General features: G+C 63.2%; 21 protein-coding genes. 10 read left to right on the forward strand and 11 right to left on the reverse strand.

The annotated features are described in order from the left end of the window. Nucleotides 1–30 precede the first annotated feature (30 nt). A complete protein-coding gene (locus GQO94_RS05745) occupies nt 31–822 on the forward strand; it encodes a response regulator (RefSeq protein WP_156840225.1) in 792 nt (263 codons plus the stop codon). A 30-nt stretch (nt 823–852) separates the two neighbouring features. Here the strand turns inward: GQO94_RS05745 and GQO94_RS05750 are convergent, their stop codons facing one another. Continuing rightward, nucleotides 853–2,520 (reverse strand): CHASE domain-containing protein, encoded by a 1,668-nt coding sequence (locus GQO94_RS05750; RefSeq protein WP_156840226.1) that lies wholly within the window; start codon nt 2,518–2,520, stop codon nt 853–855. A gap of 257 nt (nt 2,521–2,777) precedes the next feature. Here GQO94_RS05750 and GQO94_RS21215 point away from each other — a divergent pair, with 257 nt between their 5' ends. Beyond that, complete coding sequence (locus GQO94_RS21215; RefSeq protein WP_198045829.1) at nt 2,778–2,927, forward strand: NepR family anti-sigma factor; 150 nt, start codon at nt 2,778–2,780, stop codon at nt 2,925–2,927. Continuing rightward, nucleotides 2,920–3,498 carry a sigma-70 family RNA polymerase sigma factor gene (locus GQO94_RS05755; protein ID WP_156840227.1) on the forward strand — a complete coding sequence of 193 codons (579 nt, stop codon included), beginning with the start codon at nt 2,920–2,922 and terminating at the stop codon, nt 3,496–3,498. The genes GQO94_RS21215 and GQO94_RS05755 overlap by 8 nt, the downstream gene beginning before the upstream one ends. A 122-nt stretch (nt 3,499–3,620) precedes the next feature. Here GQO94_RS05755 and GQO94_RS05760 read toward each other — a convergent pair whose 3' ends face one another. The 4 genes from GQO94_RS05760 to putA form a co-directional block, all read right to left on the reverse strand. Continuing rightward, a complete protein-coding gene (locus GQO94_RS05760) occupies nt 3,621–4,223 on the reverse strand; it encodes a superoxide dismutase (protein ID WP_156840228.1) in 603 nt (200 codons plus the stop codon). A gap of 263 nt (nt 4,224–4,486) precedes the next feature. Continuing rightward, nucleotides 4,487–4,771, reverse strand: a complete 285-nt coding sequence (locus tag GQO94_RS05765) for a hypothetical protein (protein WP_156840229.1) — start codon at nt 4,769–4,771, stop codon at nt 4,487–4,489. A 50-nt stretch (nt 4,772–4,821) separates the two neighbouring features. Further along, nucleotides 4,822–5,091 carry a GlsB/YeaQ/YmgE family stress response membrane protein gene (locus tag GQO94_RS05770; RefSeq protein WP_156840230.1) on the reverse strand — a complete coding sequence of 90 codons (270 nt, stop codon included), beginning with the start codon at nt 5,089–5,091 and terminating at the stop codon, nt 4,822–4,824. A 301-nt stretch (nt 5,092–5,392) separates the two neighbouring features. Further along, nucleotides 5,393–8,977: a bifunctional proline dehydrogenase/L-glutamate gamma-semialdehyde dehydrogenase PutA gene (putA, locus tag GQO94_RS05775; RefSeq protein ID WP_156840231.1), complete on the reverse strand. Its 3,585-nt coding sequence runs from the start codon at nt 8,975–8,977 to the stop codon at nt 5,393–5,395. 99 nt (nt 8,978–9,076) lie between these two features. Here putA and GQO94_RS05780 point away from each other — a divergent pair, with 99 nt between their 5' ends. Then, entirely contained in the window at nt 9,077–9,547 is a 471-nt protein-coding gene (locus GQO94_RS05780) for an Lrp/AsnC family transcriptional regulator (RefSeq protein WP_156840420.1), read from the forward strand. Between the two features lie 58 nt (nt 9,548–9,605). After that, nucleotides 9,606–10,757: a GGDEF domain-containing protein gene (locus tag GQO94_RS05785; RefSeq protein ID WP_156840232.1), complete on the forward strand. Its 1,152-nt coding sequence runs from the start codon at nt 9,606–9,608 to the stop codon at nt 10,755–10,757. A 162-nt stretch (nt 10,758–10,919) separates the two neighbouring features. Here GQO94_RS05785 and GQO94_RS05790 read toward each other — a convergent pair whose 3' ends face one another. From GQO94_RS05790 to uvrA, 3 genes are all read right to left on the reverse strand, one after another. Then, nucleotides 10,920–11,351 (reverse strand): CHRD domain-containing protein, encoded by a 432-nt coding sequence (locus tag GQO94_RS05790; RefSeq protein WP_156840233.1) that lies wholly within the window; start codon nt 11,349–11,351, stop codon nt 10,920–10,922. A 145-nt stretch (nt 11,352–11,496) separates the two neighbouring features. Next, complete coding sequence (locus GQO94_RS05795; protein ID WP_198045830.1) at nt 11,497–12,330, reverse strand: sulfotransferase family protein; 834 nt, start codon at nt 12,328–12,330, stop codon at nt 11,497–11,499. Between the two features lie 99 nt (nt 12,331–12,429). Further along, a complete protein-coding gene (uvrA, locus tag GQO94_RS05800) occupies nt 12,430–15,318 on the reverse strand; it encodes an excinuclease ABC subunit UvrA (protein ID WP_156840235.1) in 2,889 nt (962 codons plus the stop codon). A gap of 195 nt (nt 15,319–15,513) precedes the next feature. Between uvrA and GQO94_RS05805 the strand changes: the two genes are divergently transcribed. Beyond that, nucleotides 15,514–16,092 (forward strand): septal ring lytic transglycosylase RlpA family protein, encoded by a 579-nt coding sequence (locus GQO94_RS05805; RefSeq protein WP_232332796.1) that lies wholly within the window; start codon nt 15,514–15,516, stop codon nt 16,090–16,092. Nucleotides 16,093–16,200: 108 nt separating this feature from the next. Further along, the gene (locus tag GQO94_RS20770) at nt 16,201–16,344 is read left to right on the forward strand and encodes a hypothetical protein (protein ID WP_198045831.1); all 144 of its coding nucleotides are present in this window, start codon (nt 16,201–16,203) and stop codon (nt 16,342–16,344) included. Between the two features lie 4 nt (nt 16,345–16,348). Here the strand turns inward: GQO94_RS20770 and GQO94_RS05810 are convergent, their stop codons facing one another. Genes GQO94_RS05810 through GQO94_RS05820 form a run of 3 tightly spaced genes read right to left on the reverse strand, consistent with a single transcriptional unit; the run spans nt 16,349 to nt 17,995 of the window. Then, complete coding sequence (locus GQO94_RS05810) at nt 16,349–16,792, reverse strand: cytidine deaminase (RefSeq protein WP_156840236.1); 444 nt, start codon at nt 16,790–16,792, stop codon at nt 16,349–16,351. Further along, nucleotides 16,789–17,487, reverse strand: coding sequence for a glycoside hydrolase family 25 protein (locus GQO94_RS05815; RefSeq protein ID WP_156840237.1), 699 nt, complete (start codon nt 17,485–17,487; stop codon nt 16,789–16,791). The genes GQO94_RS05810 and GQO94_RS05815 overlap by 4 nt, the downstream gene beginning before the upstream one ends. Before the next feature lie 25 nt (nt 17,488–17,512). Continuing rightward, nucleotides 17,513–17,995, reverse strand: coding sequence for a UPF0262 family protein (locus GQO94_RS05820; RefSeq protein ID WP_156840238.1), 483 nt, complete (start codon nt 17,993–17,995; stop codon nt 17,513–17,515). A gap of 156 nt (nt 17,996–18,151) precedes the next feature. Here GQO94_RS05820 and GQO94_RS05825 point away from each other — a divergent pair, with 156 nt between their 5' ends. The 3 genes from GQO94_RS05825 to ftsH all read left to right on the forward strand — a co-directional run bounded on the left by GQO94_RS05825 (nt 18,152) and on the right by ftsH (nt 21,905). Further along, nucleotides 18,152–19,669, forward strand: a complete 1,518-nt coding sequence (locus tag GQO94_RS05825) for a replicative DNA helicase (protein ID WP_156840239.1) — start codon at nt 18,152–18,154, stop codon at nt 19,667–19,669. 18 nt (nt 19,670–19,687) lie between these two features. After that, entirely contained in the window at nt 19,688–19,810 is a 123-nt protein-coding gene (locus tag GQO94_RS21220) for a hypothetical protein (RefSeq protein WP_269748734.1), read from the forward strand. Nucleotides 19,811–19,970: 160 nt separating this feature from the next. Further along, nucleotides 19,971–21,905, forward strand: coding sequence for an ATP-dependent zinc metalloprotease FtsH (gene ftsH, locus GQO94_RS05830; RefSeq protein ID WP_156840240.1), 1,935 nt, complete (start codon nt 19,971–19,973; stop codon nt 21,903–21,905). Nucleotide 21,906: the final 1 nt, after the last annotated feature.

Raw genomic sequence — 21,906 nt, forward strand, 5'->3', positions numbered from 1 at the left:
AGCTCGCCCCATTGCGTTCGAGGTTCCTGCATGTCCGTATCCGATCAGATCAGTGTCCAGCTGCCCTATTTGCGCCGGTATGCGCGCGCGCTAACCGGGTCGCAACACTCAGGCGACGCTTATGTTCGCGCAACACTTGAAGCCGCGCTTGCGGACAAGGAATTGCGGAACGCGATCGCCGGTAGCCGGGCGGCGTTGTATGCTGCCTTCACTCGCATTTGGTCGACGGGCCATGTCGAAGAGCTGGGCGCGACCAACGAGATCGGCACGCACGAAACCGCGGCGCAATCCCGCCTCGCCAACGTGGCGCCGACACACCGTCAGGCGCTCCTGTTGACGACGGTCGAAGAATTCTCGCACGAAGAGGCCGGAGAGATCCTCGACGTTTCCGCCGGCGATGTCGATGATCTGGTCGCTCAGGCGATCGAGGAAATCGAGAGCGAGTCGACCACCGACGTCCTCATCATCGAAGACGAGCCCTTGATCTCGATGCAACTGGAAGGTCTCGTGTCCGATCTCGGGCACAATGTGGTCGGCACCGCGGCCACGCACGCCCAGGCAGTCGAATTGTTCGAGCGTCAGCGCGCCGGTCTGGTCCTAGCCGATATCCAGCTGGCCGACGGCAGCTCCGGCATCGAGGCGGTGGAGGATCTTCTCAAGTTCGGGGATGTCCCGGTGATCTTCATCACCGCCTATCCCGAGCGCCTGCTCACCGGCCAGCGCCCGGAGCCGACGTATCTGGTCACCAAGCCGTTCCAGGAAGCCACCGTCCGCGCCGCGATCAGTCAGGCGCTGTTCTTCGGTTCCAGCCGCCCGCTCTGATAGCGGGCTTTGCGGCTGAAAATGACGTGGTCAGGAGGGCTCGGGAGCCCTCCGGCGTAGCTCGAATTCGCGAGTGGAGCGCACGGGAACCCGCAGGCGACATTCCACTCCGCCGGGCAGGAACTGCAGATTCACTTCCGAACGCAATTCGTGGGCGACGATCTTCTCGATAAGGTCGCGCCCGAAGCCGCGCTTGGTCGGCGCGATCACTTCGGGTCCGCCCGACTCGCGCCAATGAATCTCGGCAAGATCCGCAGTCAGCAATTTCCAGTGCACGTGGATGCGCCCTTCGATCGTGCTCAGAGCGCCGTATTTCGCCGCGTTGGTGGATAGCTCGTGGATCGCGAGGCCCACCGACATCGCGTCGTTGGGCGCGAGCCGAATGTCGGGGCCGGACATCTCCACATGGCTCTCGTTGCCTTCCATGTACGGCGCCAGTTCGCTCTTCACCACGTCTCCCAAAGGAGCGTTCGACCAATCGCTTTGCGACAGCAGATCGTGCGTGGCGGAAAGCGCCCGGATCCGTGCCGTCAGGCTCTCGGTGAAGTCGTCGATGTCGGTCGCCCGGCGGCGAGTCAGCGCCGCGATCGACAGCACGTTGGCCAAGGTGTTCTTCACCCGATGATTAAGCTCCCGCGTCAACGAGTTACGGATCGATGATTCGTTGGTGAGCCACTCGAGCACGCGCCGATCTTCGGCCGCGCGCTTGGTGATCAACCGCCCGATCGCCATGACCAGCAAGGAGGCGACGAAGCCGAAAAACAGCGTAATCTTCGAAAGCGTCGACAAGCTATCGGTCTGTTTGTCGCGCACGACGATGGTCCAGGTATGGTTGCCGACGTCAAGGCTGCGTTCGGTGGCACTGCCCAAGGTTCCGGGCAGTTCCCGCTGCGCGATGAGATTGCCTGGTTCCGCGACCCCATCGTAGATCGCCATCTCGATGTCGTCGTTGCCGAACAATTCCGCGGCCGATGCGAGGAACTCGTCAGCTCGGAAAGGGCTGTAGACGAATCCTTTAACGGTCTCATTGCGCCCCGGAGCGACGATGACGGGCATGTAGATCAAGAATCCGTTCGCTTGTGCCGTCTTGTCCTGGACGAGACGCACCTTTCCCGACGTGACCGGCTTGCGAAGCTCTGCAGCCTTGATCATCGCTTCGCGGCGCACGGGATCGGAATACATGTCGAAACCGACGGCCCGCCGATTGGCGACGCTCATCGGCTGTAGGAAGAAAACGGGAGTCGAGAAGCCGAGGTCCGGATCGGGCCGCGGATGCACGTAGAACCCTTCCAGGCCCGTCTGGCGCAGGTTGTATTCGAACATCGGGACGTCATTGGCGCGCAGCAGCGGAGCCCAGCCCATTCCGAGCGAGCCATAGAGGTTGCCGTTGGACTGCAAATCGGAAACGAAGTCGGAAAAATCGCTCGCCGAAACCTGATCGCGGGTTGCGAACAGCGCGGCCGCGGCTCTCAGCAAGGCGATGTTCTCCGTCACTCTGCGCTGCAAGGCCGAAGAGACTTCTATGATGTTGCGATCGAGCTCGGACTGGCGGGACAAGCGATCCGCCCGCTCGATCGCAATGACGCTGACGATCGTCCCCAGGCTTGCGACCAGGAACAACAGGAAAGGCCAACCGCGTGGGTAAGTATGAAACCACGCCTGTCTGCGCACCCGTTCGAGAAGGGCGTCGTCAACCAATCGAGGTCATCCTGCTAATCATTAACCCCACCCGGCACCGACACATCTGTGTGCCGATATGACAGCACGTCGTGGACAGGGGAACCTTGAGCGCGATCATATGTTCCCCGTTATGTGTCGTTCGATGTTTCTGGACTTTGTGTTAGTCAGCCGGAAACAGCGTCGGAAATGCTTGACCGTTTTTGGGACAAGCGCAACGATGTTGCGAAAGGGAGTCCGTGTTGAGTCAGCAAAAGCCGCCCAAGGGGCCCGAGCGGATGCCCGGTTTGCCTCCTGAAACCCTTCGAGATGGCGAACCGGGTTGGGCAGTCGGCTTGCGCAAACTTTATAACTCGGTCGTGGACGAACCCCTTCCCACCAGCTTCGACGATTTGCTCAAGAAGCTGGATGATGGCGAAGATGGCTGAGTCCGACGCAGCCCCGCCGATAGCCAACTATAGCGATGAGGATTTCCGAGACGAGCTGCTTGCGACTCTGCCGCATCTTCGTGCCTTCGCGCGCGGCTTGTGCGGTCGTCCCGATTATGCGGACGATCTGACTCAGGAAGCGGCGATCAAGGCATGGACGGCGCGTGACCGGTATCAGCCGGGGACGAACTTGCGCGCGTGGACCTTTGCTATTCTGCGCAATCATTTCCTTAGCGAGTTGCGAAAGACCCGGCGTCAGACCGATCTCGATGATGGCGCGGTCGAACGCATGCTGGTGATGGAGGCCGACCAGGAAGGCGGTCTGCACCTTTCGGATATGGAAGATGCGCTGCGGCAACTCAATCCGGAGCGGCGCGAGGCAGTGCTCCTCGTTGGCGCAGGCGGTTTCACATACGAAGAAGCCGCTGCGATCGCGGACTGTGCCGTGGGCACGATGAAAAGCCGCGTCGCTCGCGCCCGCACCGATCTGGCTAGAATTCTGGATACCGAGCCGGGCGAGATTGCCGCAGAAACCAACCGAAAGAGGCCCGGCCTCACCAAGCGGCGCTAAGCCCGAACCCCATCCATCGGATCGGATCGCTTCGCCCCAGTCTGGGCCCGGCAAGAGGCGAGCCGAACAAAAAAAAGCCCCACTCTCGCGAGCGGGGCTTTTTCGATTTAGGCTTCTGCCACTCAGGCCGGATAGACCCAGGGCGTTCCGCGGTCGAAGTTGTCCGAAGCAAACTTCCAGTTGAGCAGGTTCTCAAGCACCGCCTTCACATAGGCCGGGCGCTTGTTCTTCTGGTCGAGATAATAGGCATGCTCCCAGACGTCGATGGTGAGCAGCGGGTTGACGTTTTCGGTGATCGCCGTCCCCGCGTCATGCGTCGACATGACCTTCAGCTTGTCGCCATCGACGACCAGCCAGGCCCAACCGCTTGCGAAGTGGTTGACGGCCTCGTCGGTGAGCGCTTCGAGCAGCGCATCCATCGAACCGAAATCGTTCTTGATCGCGGTGGCAAGGCTCTCGCTCGGCTCGGACTTTTCCGGAGCCATCGAGTGCCAGTAGAAACCGTGATTGTAGACTTGCGCCGAGTTGTTGAAGAGACCGCCCGAGGCGCTCTTCACGATTTCCTCGAGCGACTTGCCGGCCTTGTCGGTTCCCTCGATCGCCGCATTGGTCTTGTCGACGTAGGCCTTGTGGTGAGCGCCGTGGTGAACCTCGAGCGTATCGCTCGAAATGTGGGGGGCCAACGCATCCTTGGCGTAGGGCAGCGGCATCAGCGAAATGGTCATGGTGAGGTCCTATTTACTTGTGGAAAAAGCGAGAGCGGGCCGGGGCGCATGCAGCCTCGAGCACGATCGCGGCGAAGAAGGCACAGCCTATGTTTGGACTGAACGGTTAGAATTCAACCCGCGATTCAGCCTGAATTCACAAACCGATTTTCATGCGCAGCTAGCACGCAGCAAAAAGGGCGGCGAGTGGCTCGCCGCCCTTTCAACTTGGCCAGTATCGCAGTGATAGACTGTGGCCAGTCCACCGCGATAACTACCCGTGATTACGGATGACCGGCGACGTCGTCGGCCTTTTCCTCGATCATGTCGGCCTTGTCTTCGCCAGCCTGGCGCAAAGCTTCAGCCTGATCTTCAACGGCTTCACCCGTGGCGCCGCCCATCTCCTCGCCGCGATTCTCCATCATGTCCGCAGCAGCGTCAGACGAGTCTTCGACGTAGTCCGCCTTCTCTTCGAGCGCGTCGTCCTGCGGGTTGTTGCAAGCCGCGAGGCCGAGAGTCGTGGCGGCAAGCGCAACGGCGGCAAGGCGAGGGGTGGTGATGAACTTCATAGGAATTTCCTTTTCCCTGTTGCTGAAAAATCAGGCTTTGGAGTCCCGCCTTAGCGCATCGAACCGCGACGGAAAAGATTGACAATCGCAAGCAGGATAACGGCGCCGAGGAACGAGGCGAACAGCGAGAGGATATCGAACGAACCGCTCGTAATCGGGGCTCCACCGATCAGCGGCGTGATGATCACACCCGCAATCAGCGCGCCGATGATGCCGACGACGATGTTCAGAAAAATTCCCTGCTGCGCATCGGTGCGCATAAGAATGCTGGCGAGCCAGCCGATGATGCCACCGACCAGAAGAATGAGAATGAGCGTCATAGTGTGCAACTCCAGTGTTCGTACCTGGAAGCGTAAACGGTCCGTTGAGACGTTGGTTCCATCGGCCGAAGCACAAAGGTTTGGTTACAAGATGCACCTTCGGGTCCAGAAAAGCGGGAAATCTAGGCGCAGGGGCCCTTCCCCCGACGCGATTTTCCCACGAAAAAATTCGGTCGTGCCACCGCTTTGACCCAAAACTCAGCATCGAACGCGTCCAAGGGTGAGCGCATTCGCGCCAACGCACGGCTCGTGCTTCGGCGCGATCGTGACGATTTTCAGCGCCGACGGAGTGTGCTTGCGTTCAGCCGATCATCATCAAGCTGGCATTGCCGCCCGCCGCAGTGGTGTTGATCGAGGTCGAGACCTCCTCGAGCAACCAGCGCGGGTCGCATCCTTCTCGCGTCCATACCGGCACCAGCGGCCCTTCCCACTCGGCCACTTCGGCGAGCGTTGCCAGCAACGATTCGCTATTGCCCTCGAACAGCACGACCGCTGCCTCTCCGACGGAAACCGGATGAACGCGCGCCGTTACAGCTGTCGGCAGTCCGTGCGGCGGGGCCCAGCCCTCGATCATGGCGTCGCAACCGGCCGAGAAGGTCATCGCCAGCAGATCGTGCAGGCCCTCTTCGGTGGCCGCGCGGATGAAGACACGCCCGCGTGGTTCAAGCCCGTAGAGGTTACGCTCGCCCACCGGGCCCGGCAGCTCGGTTACGAACCCCAGCAAGGAGTCCCGGCCGAATTGGCGTGCCCGCTCGGCTTGGTCCGGCTTGTCTTGCTTGGTCAGCCACTGGGCATAGGCGGTGAGCGCGGGATCCATCGGGCCATCGTTTCCGGCCAGCGCCAACGGCGCATGGCGGACGAGCCGTCCGAGATAGAGCGGGCCACCCGCCTTTGGGCCCGTCCCCGAAAGGCCGCGACCGCCGAACGGCTGAACGCCGACCACCGCGCCGATCTGGTTGCGATTGACATAGAGGTTGCCCGCCTCGATCCGCTGCGCGACATGCGCGACCGTCGCATCCAGCCGCGTGTGCAGGCCGAAGGTCAGACCGTATCCGGTCGCATTGATATCCGCGATCAGAGCATCGAGCCGGTCGCGGCGGTAACGCAGGACATGGAGAACCGGACCGAACACCTCGCGGTCCAGCTCTGCGATGCTGGCGATCTCGATAATCGTCGGCGCCACGAAAGTGCCGAGCGCCGCTTCCGGATCGACTTGTGCCTGGGTGATCTTTTTGCCTGCCGCGCGCATCGCCTCGATATGCGCGACGATACCCTGCTGCGCGTCTTCGTCGATCACCGGCCCGATATCGACCGCAAGCCGGTCGGTCTTGCCGATGCGCAGTTCCGCAAGAGCGCCGCGCAGCATCGCGAGCGTGCTGTCGGCGATCTCGTCCTGCAGGCACAGCACGCGAAGGGCGGAGCAACGCTGGCCGGCACTGTCGAACGCCGAGGCGATGACATCCGCCACGACTTGTTCGGGAAGCGCGGAAGAATCGACGATCATCGCGTTCTGCCCGCCCGTCTCCGCAACCAGCGGGATGGGCTGGCCATCCCGGGAAAGCCGCGTCGAGATTTGCTCGCGGATCAGCCGGGCGACATCGGTCGAGCCGGTGAACATGACGCCCGCCACCTCCGGCGCGGCGACCAGTGCCGCTCCGATCACGCCATCGCCGGGAAGCAGTTGCAGCGCGTCTTCCGGCACCCCTGCTTCGCGCAAGATGGCAAAGCCTGCCGCCGCGGTGAGCGGCGTTTGCTCGGCAGGCTTGGCCAGCACCGGGTTTCCCGCGACCAGGGCGGCCGCGATCTGTCCGGTGAAAATCGCCAGCGGAAAGTTCCACGGACTGATGCAGACGATCGGCCCAAGCGGCACCGTATCCGCAAGCGTCGCGCGCGCCTGTGCTGCATAGTAGCGCAGGAAATCGACCGCCTCGCGAACTTCGGCCACGGCATTCGCCGCCGACTTGCCCGCCTCGCGCATGGCAAAGGCCATCAGCTCGGGCATCCGCATCGTCATCAGGTCGGCCGCGCGTTCGAGGATCGCGGCGCGCCCGGCGACGGGTACCAGCGGCCACTGGCTGTTCGCAGCCCGGCGAGCCGCATCGGCGGCGTCGCTTTCGCTCGCCTCGACGATGGCACCGACGCGTTCGCGCCTGTCCGCAGGGTTGAAGAGGATTCGGGTCGCGCCGGAGAGGCCGTCTTCCGATGGCTCGAATGGTGCCGAGGCCGCCTCGCCCAGCGTCTGGGAAAGCCACGCCAAGACGGCTTCGTCGCTCAGATCGATCCCGGCGGAATTGACCCGGTCAGGGAAAATGTCCCGCGGTAGGGCGATCCGCTGGTTACGCGCGCCGGGCACCGGCATCGCCCGCACCACATCGGCTGGGTCGGTCAGCAGGTCCTCGACCGGGATGTCGGGATCGGCGATCCGATTGACGAAGGAGGAATTCGCTCCGTTTTCCAGCAGCCGGCGCACAAGGTAGGCCAGCAGCGTGCGATGCGAGCCGACGGGCGCGTAGATCCGGCAAGGTCGTTCCAACCGCGAAACGACTTCTTCGTAGAGCGCCTCGCCCATGCCGTGAAGGCACTGGAACTCATAGTCGCCTTCCTGAAACTCGGGGCCGGCGAGCGCCATCACGCTGGCCAGGGTCTGCGCGTTGTGAGTCGCGAACTGCGGGAACAGCGAATCCCTGTTGTCGAGGAGCTTCCTTGCGCAGGCCACGTAAGCCAGGTCGCTATGCACTTTGCGCGTATAGACGGGATAGTCGGCCAGCCCATCGACTTGCGCGCGCTTGATCTCGGCATCCCAGTAGGCACCCTTCACCAGCCGCACCATGATCCGGCGATCGGAGCGCCGCGCCAGATCGGCCAGCCAATCGATCACGAACGGACAGCGCTTGCCGTAGGCCTGGACCACGAAGCCGAGCCCGTCCCACCCGGCCAGCTCCGGATCGAGCGCGAGCGCCTCGAGCAGGTCCAGCGAGATTTCGAGCCGATCGGCTTCCTCGGCATCGATGTTGAAGCCGATCCCGAAGCGAGAGGCCTGCACCGCCAGTTCGCGCAAGCGGGGAAGCAGTTCGCCCATCACCCGATCGAGCTGCGCCCGGCCGTAACGCGGATGAAGCGCGGATAGCTTGATGGAAATGCCCGCGCCTTCGTAGACGCCGCGCCCTCCCGCAGTCATGCCGATGGCGTGAATCGCGCGCATGTAATCGGCGTAATAGCGGCGTGCATCGTCCGCCGTCGCTGCCGCTTCGCCCAGCATGTCGTAGCTATAGCGAAACCCGCGCGCCTCCTTCTCCCGCGCGCGCTTGAGCGCCTCGGCGATGGTCTCGCCCATCACGAACTGCTCGCCCATCAGCCGCATCGCCACTTCGACGCCGCTGCGAATCACTGGCTCTCCGGCGCGCCGCAGCAGCCGAGTGAGCGCGGCGGAAAGACCGTCGTCATCGACCGTCGAGACGACTCGCCGCGTAACGACGAGACCCCAGGTCGCAGCGTTGAGAAACAGCGAGCGGCCGCTGCCGAGATGCGACTGCCAGTCGCCCGGCGCGATCTTGTCGCGGATCAACGCATCGCGCGTGCCGTCGTCGGGAATGCGCAGCAGCGCCTCGGCGAGACACATCAGTGCGACGCCTTCCTGGCTCGACAGCGAATATTCCTGAACCAGCGCCTCCATCCCGCCGCGCCGATCCTTGCCGCGCACGGCGAGGACGAGATCCCTAGCCACCGATCTCGTCTGCTCGCGCTGTTCGGGCGACAGGGTCGCCGCGTCGAGCAGCGGCAGGATGCAGGCGGATTCTTCGCGACGCGTTGCTGCCGTGATCGCCTTGCGAAGCGGCGTGGGGTTGGCGGCGGCGGGCGCAAATGCGCCGAAGGCGGAAGCGTTCATGGCGACACTATAATCCGTCCCGATTGAGCGGTCCGACTTGCTTTGCGCACTCAGAGAGGCAAATTGCCCTCATTAGCTTGGCTTAATAGTGAGAATGGTGTGAGAAATCCTCCCAAGGCAGCCGATCTGGATGAGTTCGACCGCAAGATGCTCAAGGTGCTCGCGCACGATGGCCGTATCACCGTCACAGCGCTCGCGGAGAGAATCGGACTTTCCAAAACGCCTTGCCAGCAGAGGCTTAAACGCATGATCAGCCAGGGCGTGATCCGGGGATTTCGCGCCGTCATCGACCCCACCCGGCTCGGAACGGACCATGTCGCGTTCACCGAGGTCAAACTTTCCGACACCCGCCAAGCCGCGCTAACCGCTTTTAACGATGCTGTACGGGCAATTCCCGAGGTCGAGGAATGCCATATGATCGCCAGTCATTTCGATTATCTGCTCAAGGTTCGCACTCGGGACATCCGCCGTTACCGGGAGGTTTTGGGCGAAAGGATCGGCAGCCTGCCGCATGTCGCGAGCACCTCCACTTTCGTCGCGATGGAGACGGTCATCGATAAGGCGCATTAGTCTGCGCAGTTAACCAAACTTGACTTAAATCTAGTCGTCATCTGCCGTTCAGACAGGCATGAAAGCGATCGATACCAGCGCGCCGGCGGGCGGCTTCTTGAGCTGGCTCGGGATCGGACCGGGCCGGACTGGGGCGGAAGATGTGGCACCTGCGGCAGAGCGACCTACGCTCGAGGTCGTCGAAAGCCCCGTGGACAGGCGACGGCGCCTGCTGTTGGAGGACATTCGCAGCTTTCTGCTCGCCCACGGTCTCGAAATCAGTCCGTGGACCCTCATGGTTGCCTACGAGATCATGACCGGAGGCAACCCGGACCTGAGCAAGGCGATCGAGAACCAGGTTTCCACGCGGCGACCGGTCACGGTCGAATGGCTCAAGGAGGTGTACGCTCAAAGCGACGAGGGAGACGCCGTCGAAGGGCTCACCACGATGATGGGCAAGCTCGAGAGCGCGATCGAGGAATTTTCCAAAACCGCCAGTGCCGCCAAATCCGCGACCAGCGAATACAACATCGCGTTGGAAGCCAGTGTCTCCGATCTGCGGCAAGCTTCCGAGGCGGGCAATGTCCTCAATCAGCTGGCGACGATCGCGCGCGACATGCTTGCGCGAACCCAACAGATCGAAGTCGAGCTGGCCCGCAGCGAAAAGGAAACGCGTTCGCTCCAGGAGTGTTTGGCTGAGGCTCGCAAAGAGGCCGAGATCGACCATCTGACCGGGCTGCCCAATCGCCGCGCTTTCGAGACGGTCTTTAAGATGGAAATCGAAACCGCTCGCGAGACCGGTGAACCGTTGTGCGTCGCCTTCTGCGACATCGATCACTTCAAACGGATCAACGATACGCACGGCCATGACGCGGGCGATCGAGTGCTGCGCATGATTGCCCAGACGCTGGCCAAGATTTCCAAGGACAAGTGCCACGTCGCACGACATGGCGGCGAAGAATTCGTCATTCTGATGCGCGGTCGAACGCTGGATAAGGCTTGGGAAATGCTCGACGATGCGCGCGAGGGTCTTGCCTCGCGGCGGCTCGTCAACCGCTCCACCGACATTCCATTCGGCCAGATCACGTTCTCGGCCGGTATCGCGGAAGTGCAGGCCCGTGAGCGGCCACGCGACGCGCTCAAATGCGCCGACGAGGCTCTCTACGCCGCAAAGGAAAGAGGCCGTAACTGCATCCTGCGAGCGGATCAGATCCAATCGAACGCCGCCTGACGGGATCCTTAGAATAAGCCTCGCCTGCCAGTGGCCGGTAAGCTTCGCCCTTTTTCCTACGGGGGCGGAGCGTTCAGGCGTTCTCGCACGAATACGTCAACCGGGCGGGTCGCCATCGCGGCACCGCCCCGGTTGGCATGCGAGGGTCACACCCAGGTGGCCTCAGTGCGCGGTCGTCAGCTGCCCGCGAATGGCGCCCTTGGGATAGTCCCCGGTATGCACGTTGGCATAGTAGCCGGCGGGATTGGCAAGGATCGCTTTCAGCAGATCGGGCTCGACCGCGACACATTCGTCGCTGTCGGTCCCGGTCACGCTGATGGTGATGACCGGCGGCCCGTCGCTGCCCGCCGCGCCTTCGTGAATGTGCGCGGCCACGGGCGATGCAATCTGCTTCGCAGCGAGCGAGAAGCAGAAATCGCCGGTATCGGCGTCGACATCCGCTTTCAATTCGCCCGTTCCGTCGGAATCGCCGCCGCCGGTTTCCTCCGCGCCCTTGAGCATGGCGTGAAGTTCGGTCGCTGCGGCAAGAGCCGGCGTAAGCGCGAGGCCAACGGCAGCGGCGCCGGCCAGCAGTGTGCGATACCTGGTGATCATGTCCGATCCTCTCCTGTCTTGCAGCGCCGCTTTTGCTTGCGGGCTTTCCGATCTTGGATGCAGCAGCTTACCGCGCCCCACGCGAAACGAGAATGCAGAATCGTACTCGTGTGGGCGCTAAAATTAAGGAGCGCGACCCGTCCGGTCAGCCGTAGCCAAACCGCTCCATGAAGCCGACGATTTCGGGATCATCATAGATGCGGTCGAGCTGCTCGGGTGTCAGATCCTCATCCTCGATCTGCGCGCGAGAAGGATCGAAATCCTTGCTGGCGCCCGTCTTCCAGTCGACCGCAGTATCCCACAGGAAGCGACGGGCATGCAGCCGCTCGAACGGCTCGAGAAACCGGGTCGATGGTTCGAGACCGAGGAAGGCGTAAACTCGCGTCATCGTCGGCACCGGATCGCGCACGAGGTCCTCGTAGCGCGAGACCAGCACGTTGCTTCGATCCCAGTGCGGCCGCCAGCCGGCAATGTTGCGCTTGAGCAGCGCCCACCGGCTTTCTTTCTCAGCAGGCTTCACATTCTGCCGCCAGATCGAGCGCAGAATCGCCTTCGGATTGCGTGGCGTATAAATGGCGCGACCTTGACGCGAAATCAGATCGACGATCTCAGGCGCATCGACATAGTCCGGGCTCTTGTCGCCGAACGCCAGCACCTCGGGCTTGCCGTACTTCTTCTTGAACAACCGCAAGGCGTCGACGTGCCAGCGAAGCCAGCTGTCGACGGAAAGCGGCGCTCGCCCGTCGATCAGGCGCAGCACTTCCGCCACCGTAGCGCCATGACCGAGCATGCGCTGGAAATGCAGTTGCCACATGTGCGGCGCGAACAGCGCGCGATTGATTTCGCTCTCGCACAGGCAAATCGCCTGGGGATGATCGTCGATGCAGCGCGAAAGCAGTGACGTTCCGGTCCTGAGGGGCCCGACGATGAAGAACAGCGCGGTGTTGCGCGGAACTCTTACGTTCTGGCGGCGAGGCACGGTAATGGTCTGGCCCGCGATGGGGTCTCTCCTGCGGCGGAATCCTTTCGCGCCAAGTCCTAGCGCCGCCATCGCGTCAGTTGAAGAGCGCGGCGCGCGTCAGAGCATTTTCGACAGATAGTGCCCGGTATAGCTGCCCTTGGCCTTGGCGACCTTCTCCGGCGTTCCTTCGGCGACGATCTTGCCGCCGCGCACGCCGCCTTCGGGCCCGAGATCAAGGATCCAGTCGGCGGTCTTGATGACATCGAGATTGTGCTCGATCACCACGACCGTGTTGCCTTGGTCGACAAGGCGATGCAGCACTTCGAGAAGCTTGCGCACGTCCTCGAAATGCAGGCCCGTGGTCGGCTCGTCGAGGATGTAGAGCGTCTGTCCGGTCGAGCGGCGCGACAATTCCTTCGCCAGCTTGACCCGCTGCGCCTCGCCGCCCGACAGCGTCGTCGCTTGCTGGCCGACCTTGACGTAGCCGAGGCCCACTTCGTTGAGCATGTGCATCTTGTCGCGGATCGGCGGGACCGCCTTGAAGAACTCCTCGGCATCCTCGATCGTCATGTCGAGCACGTCCGCAATCGACAGACCCTTGAACTTCACTTCGAGCGTTTCGCGATTGTAGCGCCGACCGTTGCATTCCTCGCACGTGACATAGACGTCGGGCAGGAAGTGCATCTCGATCTTGATCAGGCCGTCGCCCTGGCAGGCTTCGCAGCGCCCGCCCTTGACGTTGAAGCTGAAGCGCCCCGCCTTGTAGCCGCGCGCCGCGCTTTCCGGCAGGCCCGCGAACCAGTCGCGGATCTGGGTGAACGCGCCGGTATAAGTGGCGGGGTTGGACCGCGGGGTTCGGCCGATCGGCGACTGGTCGATCTCGATCACCTTGTCGCACAATTCCAGGCCGGTAATCCGGTCGTGCGGGCCAGCGATGATCCGCGCGCCGTTGAGCGCCCTCGCCGCGCCGGCATGCAGCGTGTCGATGGTGAAGCTCGATTTGCCCGAGCCCGAGACCCCGGTGATGCACGTAAAGGTGCCGAGCGGGATCGAGGCGGTCACGCCGGTAAGGTTGTTGGCGCGCGCATTCTCGACGGTGATCTTATGGCCATTGCCCTTGCGGCGAGTCTTCGGCACCTCAATCGCGCGGGTGCCGTTGAGATAGGCGGCGGTCAGGCTGCGCTTCGATTTGAGGACTTGCTTGAGCGTGCCTTCGGCGACGATCTCGCCGCCATGGACGCCCGCGCCCGGCCCGAGATCGACGACATGATCGGCCGCGCGGATCGCGTCCTCGTCATGCTCGACGACGATCACCGTATTGCCGAGATCTCGCAGCCGCTTGAGCGTCACCAGGAGCATGTCGTTGTCGCGCTGGTGCAGGCCGATCGATGGTTCGTCGAGCACGTAGAGCACCCCCGACAGCCCGCTGCCGATCTGGCTGGCCAGGCGAATGCGCTGCGATTCCCCGCCCGAGAGCGTACCGGAGGTGCGATCGAGATTGAGGTAATCGAGCCCGACATTGTTAAGGAATCCAAGGCGTTCGTTGATTTCCTTGAGAATAGCCTTTGCGATCTGCTTCTGCTGATCGGTAAGCTTGGCCTCGAGCCCGCCGAACCATTCGTGCGCGTCCGACACGGACAATCTCGCGGCATCGGCGATATCGCTATCGCCCAGCTTCACCGACAGTGCCTCGGGCTTGAGCCGCTTGCCGTGGCAGGTCTCGCAAGGCTGCGCGGTCTGATACTTGCCCAGTTCCTCGCGCATCCAGGCGCTCTCGGTCTGGAGCAGGCGGCGATTGAGATTGCCGATGACGCCTTCGAACGCCTTATTGACGGTGTAGCTCTTGCGGCCGTCCTTGAACGTCAGCGGCACCGGCTTGCCCTTGGTGCCGAACAGGATCATCGCCTGCGCTTCGCCCGGCAAGTCCTGCCACGGCGTCGTCAGGTCGAAGCCGAGATGACTGGCAAGGCTGCCCAGCACTTGCATATAGTAGGGGCTCGGCGGATTGGACTTCGCCCAGGGCACGACCGCGCCTTGCTTCAGCGTCAGCGCTTCGTTCGGCACCACCAGCTGCGGATCGAACAGCAGCTTTTCGCCAAGTCCATCGCACGCCGGACAAGCCCCCTGCGGCGCGTTGAACGAGAACAGCCGCGGCTCGATTTCCTCGATGGTGAAGCCCGAAACCGGGCAGGCGAACTTTTCGGAAAAGACGATGCGGTTGGGCGGAAGGCCCGCGCCCTTGAGGTTCGTGCCCTCACCGCCATCCTCGCGCCCCGGGACATTGCCGTCTGCCAAGTCCACATACGCCAGCCCTTCGGCCAGCTTCAGCGCCTGCTCGAAGCTGTCCGCGAGACGCGTCTGGATGCCGTCCTTCACCGCGATGCGGTCCACCACGACCTCGATGTCGTGCTTGTATTTCTTATCGAGCGCGGGTGCGTCCTCGATCGCATACATCTCGCCGTCGATGCGCACGCGGGTGAAGCCCGACTTCTGCCATTCGGCGAGCTCCTTGCGGTATTCGCCCTTGCGGCCGCGCACCACGGGCGCCAGCAGGTAAAGCCGGGTGCCCTCGGGCAGAGTCATCACCCGATCCACCATATTGGAGACGGTCTGCGCCTCGATCGGCAAGCCGGTCACGGGCGAATAGGGAACGCCTACCCGCGCCCAGAGCAAGCGCATGTAGTCCCAGATCTCGGTCACGGTCGCGACGGTGGAGCGCGGGTTGCGGCTGGTGGTCTTCTGCTCGATCGAGATGGCGGGGCTGAGCCCGTCGATGTGCTCGACGTCGGGCTTTTGCATCATTTCGAGGAACTGGCGCGCATAGGCGCTCAGCGATTCGACATAGCGGCGCTGGCCTTCGGCATAGATCGTGTCGAACGCGAGGCTGCTCTTGCCCGAGCCCGACAGGCCGGTGATCACGATCAGTTTCTCGCGCGGCAGCTCGACGTCCACGCCCTTGAGATTGTGCTCGCGGGCGCCGCGCACGGTGATGTGGGTGAGACTCATGAAAAGGGCGTGTTCCGGAAATGTTCGCGCAGGTCAAGCCGGCAGGCGGGGTTGATCGCCTAGATGGCATCGGCAAGGCGCGGTGCAAGGGCGGCATGCCACGGGCAGTGGCGGGCTGACGATCAGCGGGCGGCGACAATCCGATCTCGTGGCTGGACCGCAAGCTGCGCCCGCCCCTATGCCTCGGCCATGGCGATGAGTATCGGAAAAGCGATGCGTGGCGCTGGTGGGGCGCTGCTGATCTCCGCATTGGCGGCTTGCGGCGGCGGCACCAAGTTCCGGCCGGTCAGCGATACGCCGGTGCGCATCGGCCCACCCTACAAGATCCGCGGCACCACTTACACGCCCGCCGCCGACCCGACCTATGACTTTCTGGGCTATGCCACCTGGTACGGCAACGAAAGCGGCAACCAGACTGCGAATGGCGAACGCTTCCGCCCCGATTGGGTCACCGCCGCGCATCGCACTTTGCCGCTGCCGAGCTATGTCGAAGTGACATCGCTGGAGACGGGGCGACGCGTCCTCGTGCGCATCAACGATCGCGGGCCGTTCACCGAGCAGACTCGAATCATCGATTTGTCGAAGGGCGCGGCCGAATTGTTGGGAATTCGGGACAGGGGCAAGTCCGGCGTTCGCGTGCGCCTCGTCTCGCCAGTCGAGAACGATCGGGCGGCTCTCCGGAAAGGCAAGGCCGCTCGCGCCCTTCCCCCGGTCGAGCCGCGCGCGCTCGCCAATCTGCGCGCCCAGTTCGAACGAGGTGTCGGCGACTGGTGAGCGGAAGCCGCTCGATCGCGCTTCGAGGGTAGATTAAAGCGGCAATCGTCCCCATGTCGATGGCAGAGGCGGCAAAGAAGCCGTCCGCAACGACAGGAGAGCAACGCCATGGAAAAACTCGGCAATGAAATCCCCTTCCGCCGCGCGCACGATCCGCGCCGCACCGGTTCGCTGGTGCTCGACCAGCATCGCGAGGAAGCGGTGCGCGAAATGCGCGAAGCCGCCAGGAAGGATGCGAAGTCCGGCCGTTAAGCGGTTACAGTACGAGGTTGGCGGGGCCGAATGCATGGGGCAGCAGCGCTGACAGGCGTGTCTCCATCACCGCCTCGCCGCCCGCGCACCACACGACGGGATCGGTTTCGCCGAGTTGGGCCAGTTCGTTGAGGACTTGCCTGCACCGGCCACAGGGCGTGACCGTGTCACGCGGTTCGCCCTCGATCCCGCCGATCACGGCCACCGCAACCAGCCCTCCGCGACGCCCCGCCGCCATCGCGGCCGAGATTGCGACCGTCTCCGCGCACAGCGCCAGGCCGTAACTGGCATTCTCGACATTGGCACCACTCACGACGGTGCCGTCCTCGAACAGCAGAGCCGCGCCCACATGAAACCCCGAATAGGGGGCGTAGGCCTGCGCCATCGCCGTCCGCGCGTGGCGCACGAGTTCATCGCGCGTATCCGCTGAGGCTGTGGCATCGGTCATGGCCGCACCACCACCCAGCGAAGGTCGGTCTCGCCGACTTCATTGGCGAGATGCTTGTTGGCAGTCCACATCGTCCAGTGCCTCCCGGCATAGTCCGGCTGAAAGCGATCGCTCACCAGCCAGAGATTGCGATCGATCCGCGCGGCGACACCATACGTGTCTTCGAACGTCTCGGTCAGCTTGAGGATGGTCGGCCGGCCAGTATGGGTCTCGACCTGGTTGAGAAAGGTCATCAGCTCGCTCTCCACTTTGGCATCGCTGACGGCGACGAGGCAACCTTCCGCCGTCGTATCGAGCTCAACCGCAGGCGGTAGCAATTTCGGATCGCGCGGCACCGTCGTCACGAAATTGGCGGCTTGTGCATCGGCTGGCTGGCACGGATCGTAGCGATGGAGCGCCCCGACTTGCATCCCCGCCTTGAGGGCACCGCGAAGGTTCTCGGTAAAACGCGGATCGCGCGCCGACGCGCTGGCGCTGGCATCGATATAAGCGAAGTTCGCACCGATCCCCTTGATCGTGCCCCAATCGATCGGGCCGTCCATGGCGCCGATTTCGACGCCCTGCAGCGGATACTCCTCGCGTGTGGGCTGCCAGTGCCGCAAATGCCACCAGACCCACCCGCCCGCAATGAGCGTGACGAGCGCGAGCGCGCCCAGGACGCGCGCCAAAACGGCACTGCCTTTCCGTTTCGCCATCTCAAGCGTTCCCCGTGCCCGGCCCTCAGCCCCTGATATGCAGCACGCAGATCAGGGTAAAGAGCCTGCGGGCGGTATCGAAATCCGTTTCGATCTTGCCTTCCAGGCGTTCGACCAGCATCTCGGATGCCTCGTTGTGGATGCCGCGGCGCGCCATGTCGATCGTCTCGATCTCGCGCGCGGTCGCCTTGCGCACGGCTTGATAATAGCTCTCGCAGATCGCGAAGTACTCGCGGATCGGGCGGCGGAAGCGACCCATGCCGAGGCCCAGCGTCTCCAGCTTGGTGCCCGCTTCATCGGATATCACCATCATCAGCCGGCCGTCCTGAACCGAGAGATGCAAGCGGTAGGGGCCGTGATGCCCCGCCTCGTAGGATCGGGTCGGCTTGAACGTGTTGTCCTCGATCAGATCGAACATGGCCACGCGCCGCTCTTGCTCGATGTCGGCATTGCGCGACAGAATCGTCGCTTCGTCCAGTTCTATGTGCGAAATTCGCGGATCCGCCATGGTCTTTGCGCCTTAGGCAATTGCGGCATGTCGGGGCAAGGGGCGAAGCTCTCGCGGTGAGCGATCCAGCCACCGCGCTCTTCCACATGCTGTGGATTACTTTGCCGGGCCGCTGCGCTTGCGGCGACTCGTCCGCACGCGCATTGTCGTTCGCTTATGGCCGAGCCCGAACTCCTGTTTCACACCGCCAGTGTGCCCGAAGCACGCACCCTTCCCTCCAACGTCGAGGCCGAGGCTGCGTTTCTCGGCGCCGTGCTGATCGACAACCGCGTGCTGGAGGAACTTCAGACCCAGCTTGCGCCCGCGCACTTCTTCGAACCCGTGCACGCGCGGATCTACGAACGCATCGTTCAGTTGCTGGACCGCAAGGCGGTGGTCACCCCCGTGACGCTGCGCCCATATTTCGAAGCCGACGAAGCGCTCAAGCAACTGGGCGGCGTCGCCTATCTCGCGCGCCTCACCGCCGATGGCCAGGGCTTGCTCGCGCCGCGCGAACTCGCCGAGCAGATCTACGACTTGGCGCTGTTGCGCGAGCTGGTTTCCGTCGGCCGTGGACTGGTCGAAGGAGCGATGGATACGTCCGAAGCGGTCGAGCCGATGGAGCAGATCCAGCAGGCCGAAGCCGCGCTCTACAAGGTCGCCGAAGGCGCTGGCCCGAACAATGAGGCGCAAAGTTTTGGCGTCGCCACCCGCACCGCGATCCAGGCGATCGAAAAGGCGTTCAATTCGGGCGGCCATATTTCGGGCAAGACGACCGGGCTGACTTCGGTCAACGAGAAGATCGGCGGCTTGCACGATTCCGATTTGGTGATTCTCGCCGGGCGTCCGGGCATGGGTAAGACCTCGCTCGTCACCAACATCGCGTTCAATGCCGCGGATCGCTTGCTGCGCGACATCGCCGACGGCATTCCCGAAGAGAAATCGGTGGGCGCGGCAACCGCCTTCTTCAGTCTGGAAATGAGCGCCGACCAGCTGGCGACCCGTATCCTCGCGGAGCAATCCGGGATCAGTTCGGAATCGCTGCGCATGGGCAAAATCAGCCGCGAGGATTTCCATTCGCTGTCCTTCGCCAGCCAGCGGCTTGCCGAACTGCCGCTCTACATCGATGACACGCCCGGTCTGACGATCGCCGCGCTGCGCGCGCGCGCGCGGCGGTTGAAGCGGCGGCACAATATCGGCCTGATCGTCATCGACTACCTGCAGCTGCTGCAGGGCTCGGGGCGCGCGCAGGACAACCGCGTCAACGAAATCAGTGAGATCAGCCGCGGTCTTAAGACTTTGGCGAAAGAGCTGCAGGTCCCCGTGATCGCGCTGTCGCAGCTCAGCCGCGCGGTCGAAAGCCGCGACGACAAACGCCCGATGCTTTCGGACTTGCGCGAGTCGGGCTCGATCGAGCAGGACGCGGACATGGTGTGGTTCGTCTTCCGCGAAGACTACTACCACAAGGCTTCCGAGCCCAAATATCCGACCGACACCGATCCGCCCGAAGTCGTCGCCAAGTTCGATGCCTGGCGCGAAAAGATGGAACAGATCATGGGTCTGTCCGAGCTCATCATCGCCAAGCAGCGCCATGGTGCGACCGGGAAGGTCCGCCTCAAGTTCGAGGCGCGGATTACCAAGTTCTCCGATCTCGCGCCCGAGGATATGCGCGCCGCGATGTACGGCGATGATTGACGGCGTGAAGATCGCCGCGTGCTGCGTAGCAAACAGAGCCGGCTGCACTGGCCGCAAGTAAAGAATGTCATGCTCCTTGCCGGCGGCAGCGGGTCGATCGGCGCGGCGATCGCGTGCGGAGCGGGTGGCTCGAACCTCTGACAGATCCTGCGTTGCGCGGGCTGTTTGATACCCCCTTACCCGGGTCGCAAAGGGTGCGTTTCAGGATCGCCGCCAAAACGGTCAATCACTGGGTTCGCGCTAACTTGCCATTCAGGCCCGCGCGCCTACATTATCCCTGCGAAAGGATGGCGCACAAAAGATGAACGACGATCAGCCTAACGGCAATCCCTGGATGAAGAGCCTCCTGGTGTGGGGCGGTATCTTCCTCGCCCTGCTCATGGTCGTCTCCATGTTCGGTTCGCGCAGCGATGCCGGGCAGTCGATCCGCTATTCCGATTTCCGCGAGAAAGTCGCCGAAGGCACGGTCGACGAGGTGCAGGTCGGTGAAGATCGCATCGTCGGCAAATACCGCAATGGCGACACGTTCTCGACCGTCCCGATTCCGAACGACACCTCGCTGCCGCAACTGCTGCAGGACAACGGCGTCGATTATGCCGGCAAGGCGCCGGAAGAGCCCAATCTGCTGCTCTACATCCTCGTGCAGGCCCTCCCCTTCATGCTGATCCTGGGCATCGCGTTCTTCGCGCTGCGTCAGGTCCAGAAGGGCGGCGGCTCGGGCGCGATGGGCTTCGGCAAGTCCAAGGCCAAGCTGCTGACCGAGCGTCAGGGCCGCGTCACCTTCGACGATGTCGCGGGTATCGACGAAGCGCGTGAGGAGCTCGAGGAAATCGTCGAGTTCCTGCGCGATCCGCAGCGCTTCTCCAAGCTCGGCGGCCAGATCCCCAAGGGCGCGCTGCTGGTCGGCTCGCCCGGTACCGGCAAGACCCTGCTTGCCCGCGCCATCGCCGGCGAGGCGGGCGTGCCGTTCTTCACCATTTCGGGCTCCGACTTCGTCGAGATGTTCGTCGGCGTCGGCGCGAGCCGCGTGCGGGACATGTTCGAACAGGCCAAGAAGAACGCGCCGTGCATCGTCTTCATCGACGAAATCGATGCGGTCGGCCGTCATCGTGGGCATGGACTCGGCAATTCGAATGACGAGCGCGAGCAGACGCTCAACCAGCTGCTGGTCGAAATGGACGGCTTCGAGGCCAACGAAGGCATCATCATCATCGCCGCGACCAACCGGCCCGACGTGCTCGATCCCGCGCTGCTGCGTCCGGGTCGCTTCGATCGCCAGGTCGTCGTACCGGTCCCCGACATCGAAGGGCGCGAGAAGATCCTCGCCGTGCACATGAAGAAAGTGCCGCTGGCGCCCGACGTCATGCCGCGCGTCATCGCTCGCGGTACGCCCGGCTTTTCGGGCGCGGATCTCGCCAACCTCGTCAACGAGGCAGCCTTGCTCGCCGCACGCCGCAGCAAGCGGCTCGTCGCGATGCAGGAGTTCGAGGACGCCAAGGACAAAGTCATGATGGGCGCCGAGCGCCGCTCCATGGTCATGACCGAAGACGAGAAGAAGATGACCGCTTATCACGAGGCGGGCCACGCGATCGTCTCGCTCAACGAGGCGGCCTCGGATCCGATCCACAAGGCGACGATCATTCCGCGTGGTCGTGCCCTGGGCATGGTCATGCGCCTGCCCGAGCGCGATTCCTACTCGTACCACCGTGACAAGATGCTCGCGAACCTGTCGGTCTCGATGGGCGGGCGCGTCGCTGAGGAAATCATCTTCGGCTACGACAAAGTGTCGTCCGGCGCTTCATCCGACATCCAGTACGCAACGGGCCTGGCGCGCAACATGGTCACCAAGTGGGGCATGTCCGATAAGCTCGGCCCGCTCCAGTATGAGGAGCAGCAGGAAGGCTATCTCGGCATGGGCGGCTCGCAGCGGCTGATGTCGTCGGACGAGACCAACAAGCTGATCGATTCGGAAATCCGCATCCTGGTCGAAGATGCGCACAAGCGCGCGACCGAGATCCTGACCGAACAGAACGAGAAGCTGCACTCGCTCGCCAAGGCCTTGCTCGAATACGAGACGCTCACCGGCGACGAGATCAAGGATCTGATGAACGGTGGCGACATCGACCGGCCCGATCAGCCGAGCGGAACCGCGCGCCCCGTCACGCCGGCCGGGTCTTCGATCCCCAAGGCGGGCAAGCGTTTCTCGGGTGGTGGCGCGACACCGCAAGGCGCCTGAA

The organism is Novosphingobium aquimarinum (genome assembly GCF_009746585.1).
GTDB classification, from domain to species: Bacteria; Pseudomonadota; Alphaproteobacteria; order Sphingomonadales; family Sphingomonadaceae; genus Novosphingobium; species Novosphingobium aquimarinum.

Excerpts from the sequence above, each read along its gene's own strand:
- GQO94_RS05745 (WP_156840225.1), top strand. The coding sequence starts at position 31 with ATGTCCGTATCCGATCAGATCAGTGTCCAGCTGCCCTATTTGCGCCGG.
- GQO94_RS05785 (WP_156840232.1), top strand. The coding sequence starts at position 9,606 with ATGAAAGCGATCGATACCAGCGCGCCGGCGGGCGGCTTCTTGAGCTGG.
- GQO94_RS21215 (WP_198045829.1), top strand. The coding sequence starts at position 2,778 with ATGCCCGGTTTGCCTCCTGAAACCCTTCGAGATGGCGAACCGGGTTGG.
- GQO94_RS05820 (WP_156840238.1), bottom strand. The coding sequence starts at position 17,995 with ATGGCGGATCCGCGAATTTCGCACATAGAACTGGACGAAGCGACGATT.
- GQO94_RS05805 (WP_232332796.1), top strand. The coding sequence starts at position 15,514 with ATGAGTATCGGAAAAGCGATGCGTGGCGCTGGTGGGGCGCTGCTGATC.
- GQO94_RS05815 (WP_156840237.1), bottom strand. The coding sequence starts at position 17,487 with ATGGCGAAACGGAAAGGCAGTGCCGTTTTGGCGCGCGTCCTGGGCGCG.
- GQO94_RS05755 (WP_156840227.1), top strand. The coding sequence starts at position 2,920 with ATGGCTGAGTCCGACGCAGCCCCGCCGATAGCCAACTATAGCGATGAG.
- ftsH (WP_156840240.1), top strand. The coding sequence starts at position 19,971 with ATGAACGACGATCAGCCTAACGGCAATCCCTGGATGAAGAGCCTCCTG.
- GQO94_RS05790 (WP_156840233.1), bottom strand. The coding sequence starts at position 11,351 with ATGATCACCAGGTATCGCACACTGCTGGCCGGCGCCGCTGCCGTTGGC.
- GQO94_RS05825 (WP_156840239.1), top strand. The coding sequence starts at position 18,152 with ATGGCCGAGCCCGAACTCCTGTTTCACACCGCCAGTGTGCCCGAAGCA.
- GQO94_RS05810 (WP_156840236.1), bottom strand. The coding sequence starts at position 16,792 with ATGACCGATGCCACAGCCTCAGCGGATACGCGCGATGAACTCGTGCGC.
- putA (WP_156840231.1), bottom strand. The coding sequence starts at position 8,977 with ATGAACGCTTCCGCCTTCGGCGCATTTGCGCCCGCCGCCGCCAACCCC.
- GQO94_RS05765 (WP_156840229.1), bottom strand. The coding sequence starts at position 4,771 with ATGAAGTTCATCACCACCCCTCGCCTTGCCGCCGTTGCGCTTGCCGCC.
- uvrA (WP_156840235.1), bottom strand. The coding sequence starts at position 15,318 with ATGAGTCTCACCCACATCACCGTGCGCGGCGCCCGCGAGCACAATCTC.
- GQO94_RS05760 (WP_156840228.1), bottom strand. The coding sequence starts at position 4,223 with ATGACCATTTCGCTGATGCCGCTGCCCTACGCCAAGGATGCGTTGGCC.
- GQO94_RS20770 (WP_198045831.1), top strand. The coding sequence starts at position 16,201 with ATGGAAAAACTCGGCAATGAAATCCCCTTCCGCCGCGCGCACGATCCG.
- GQO94_RS05770 (WP_156840230.1), bottom strand. The coding sequence starts at position 5,091 with ATGACGCTCATTCTCATTCTTCTGGTCGGTGGCATCATCGGCTGGCTC.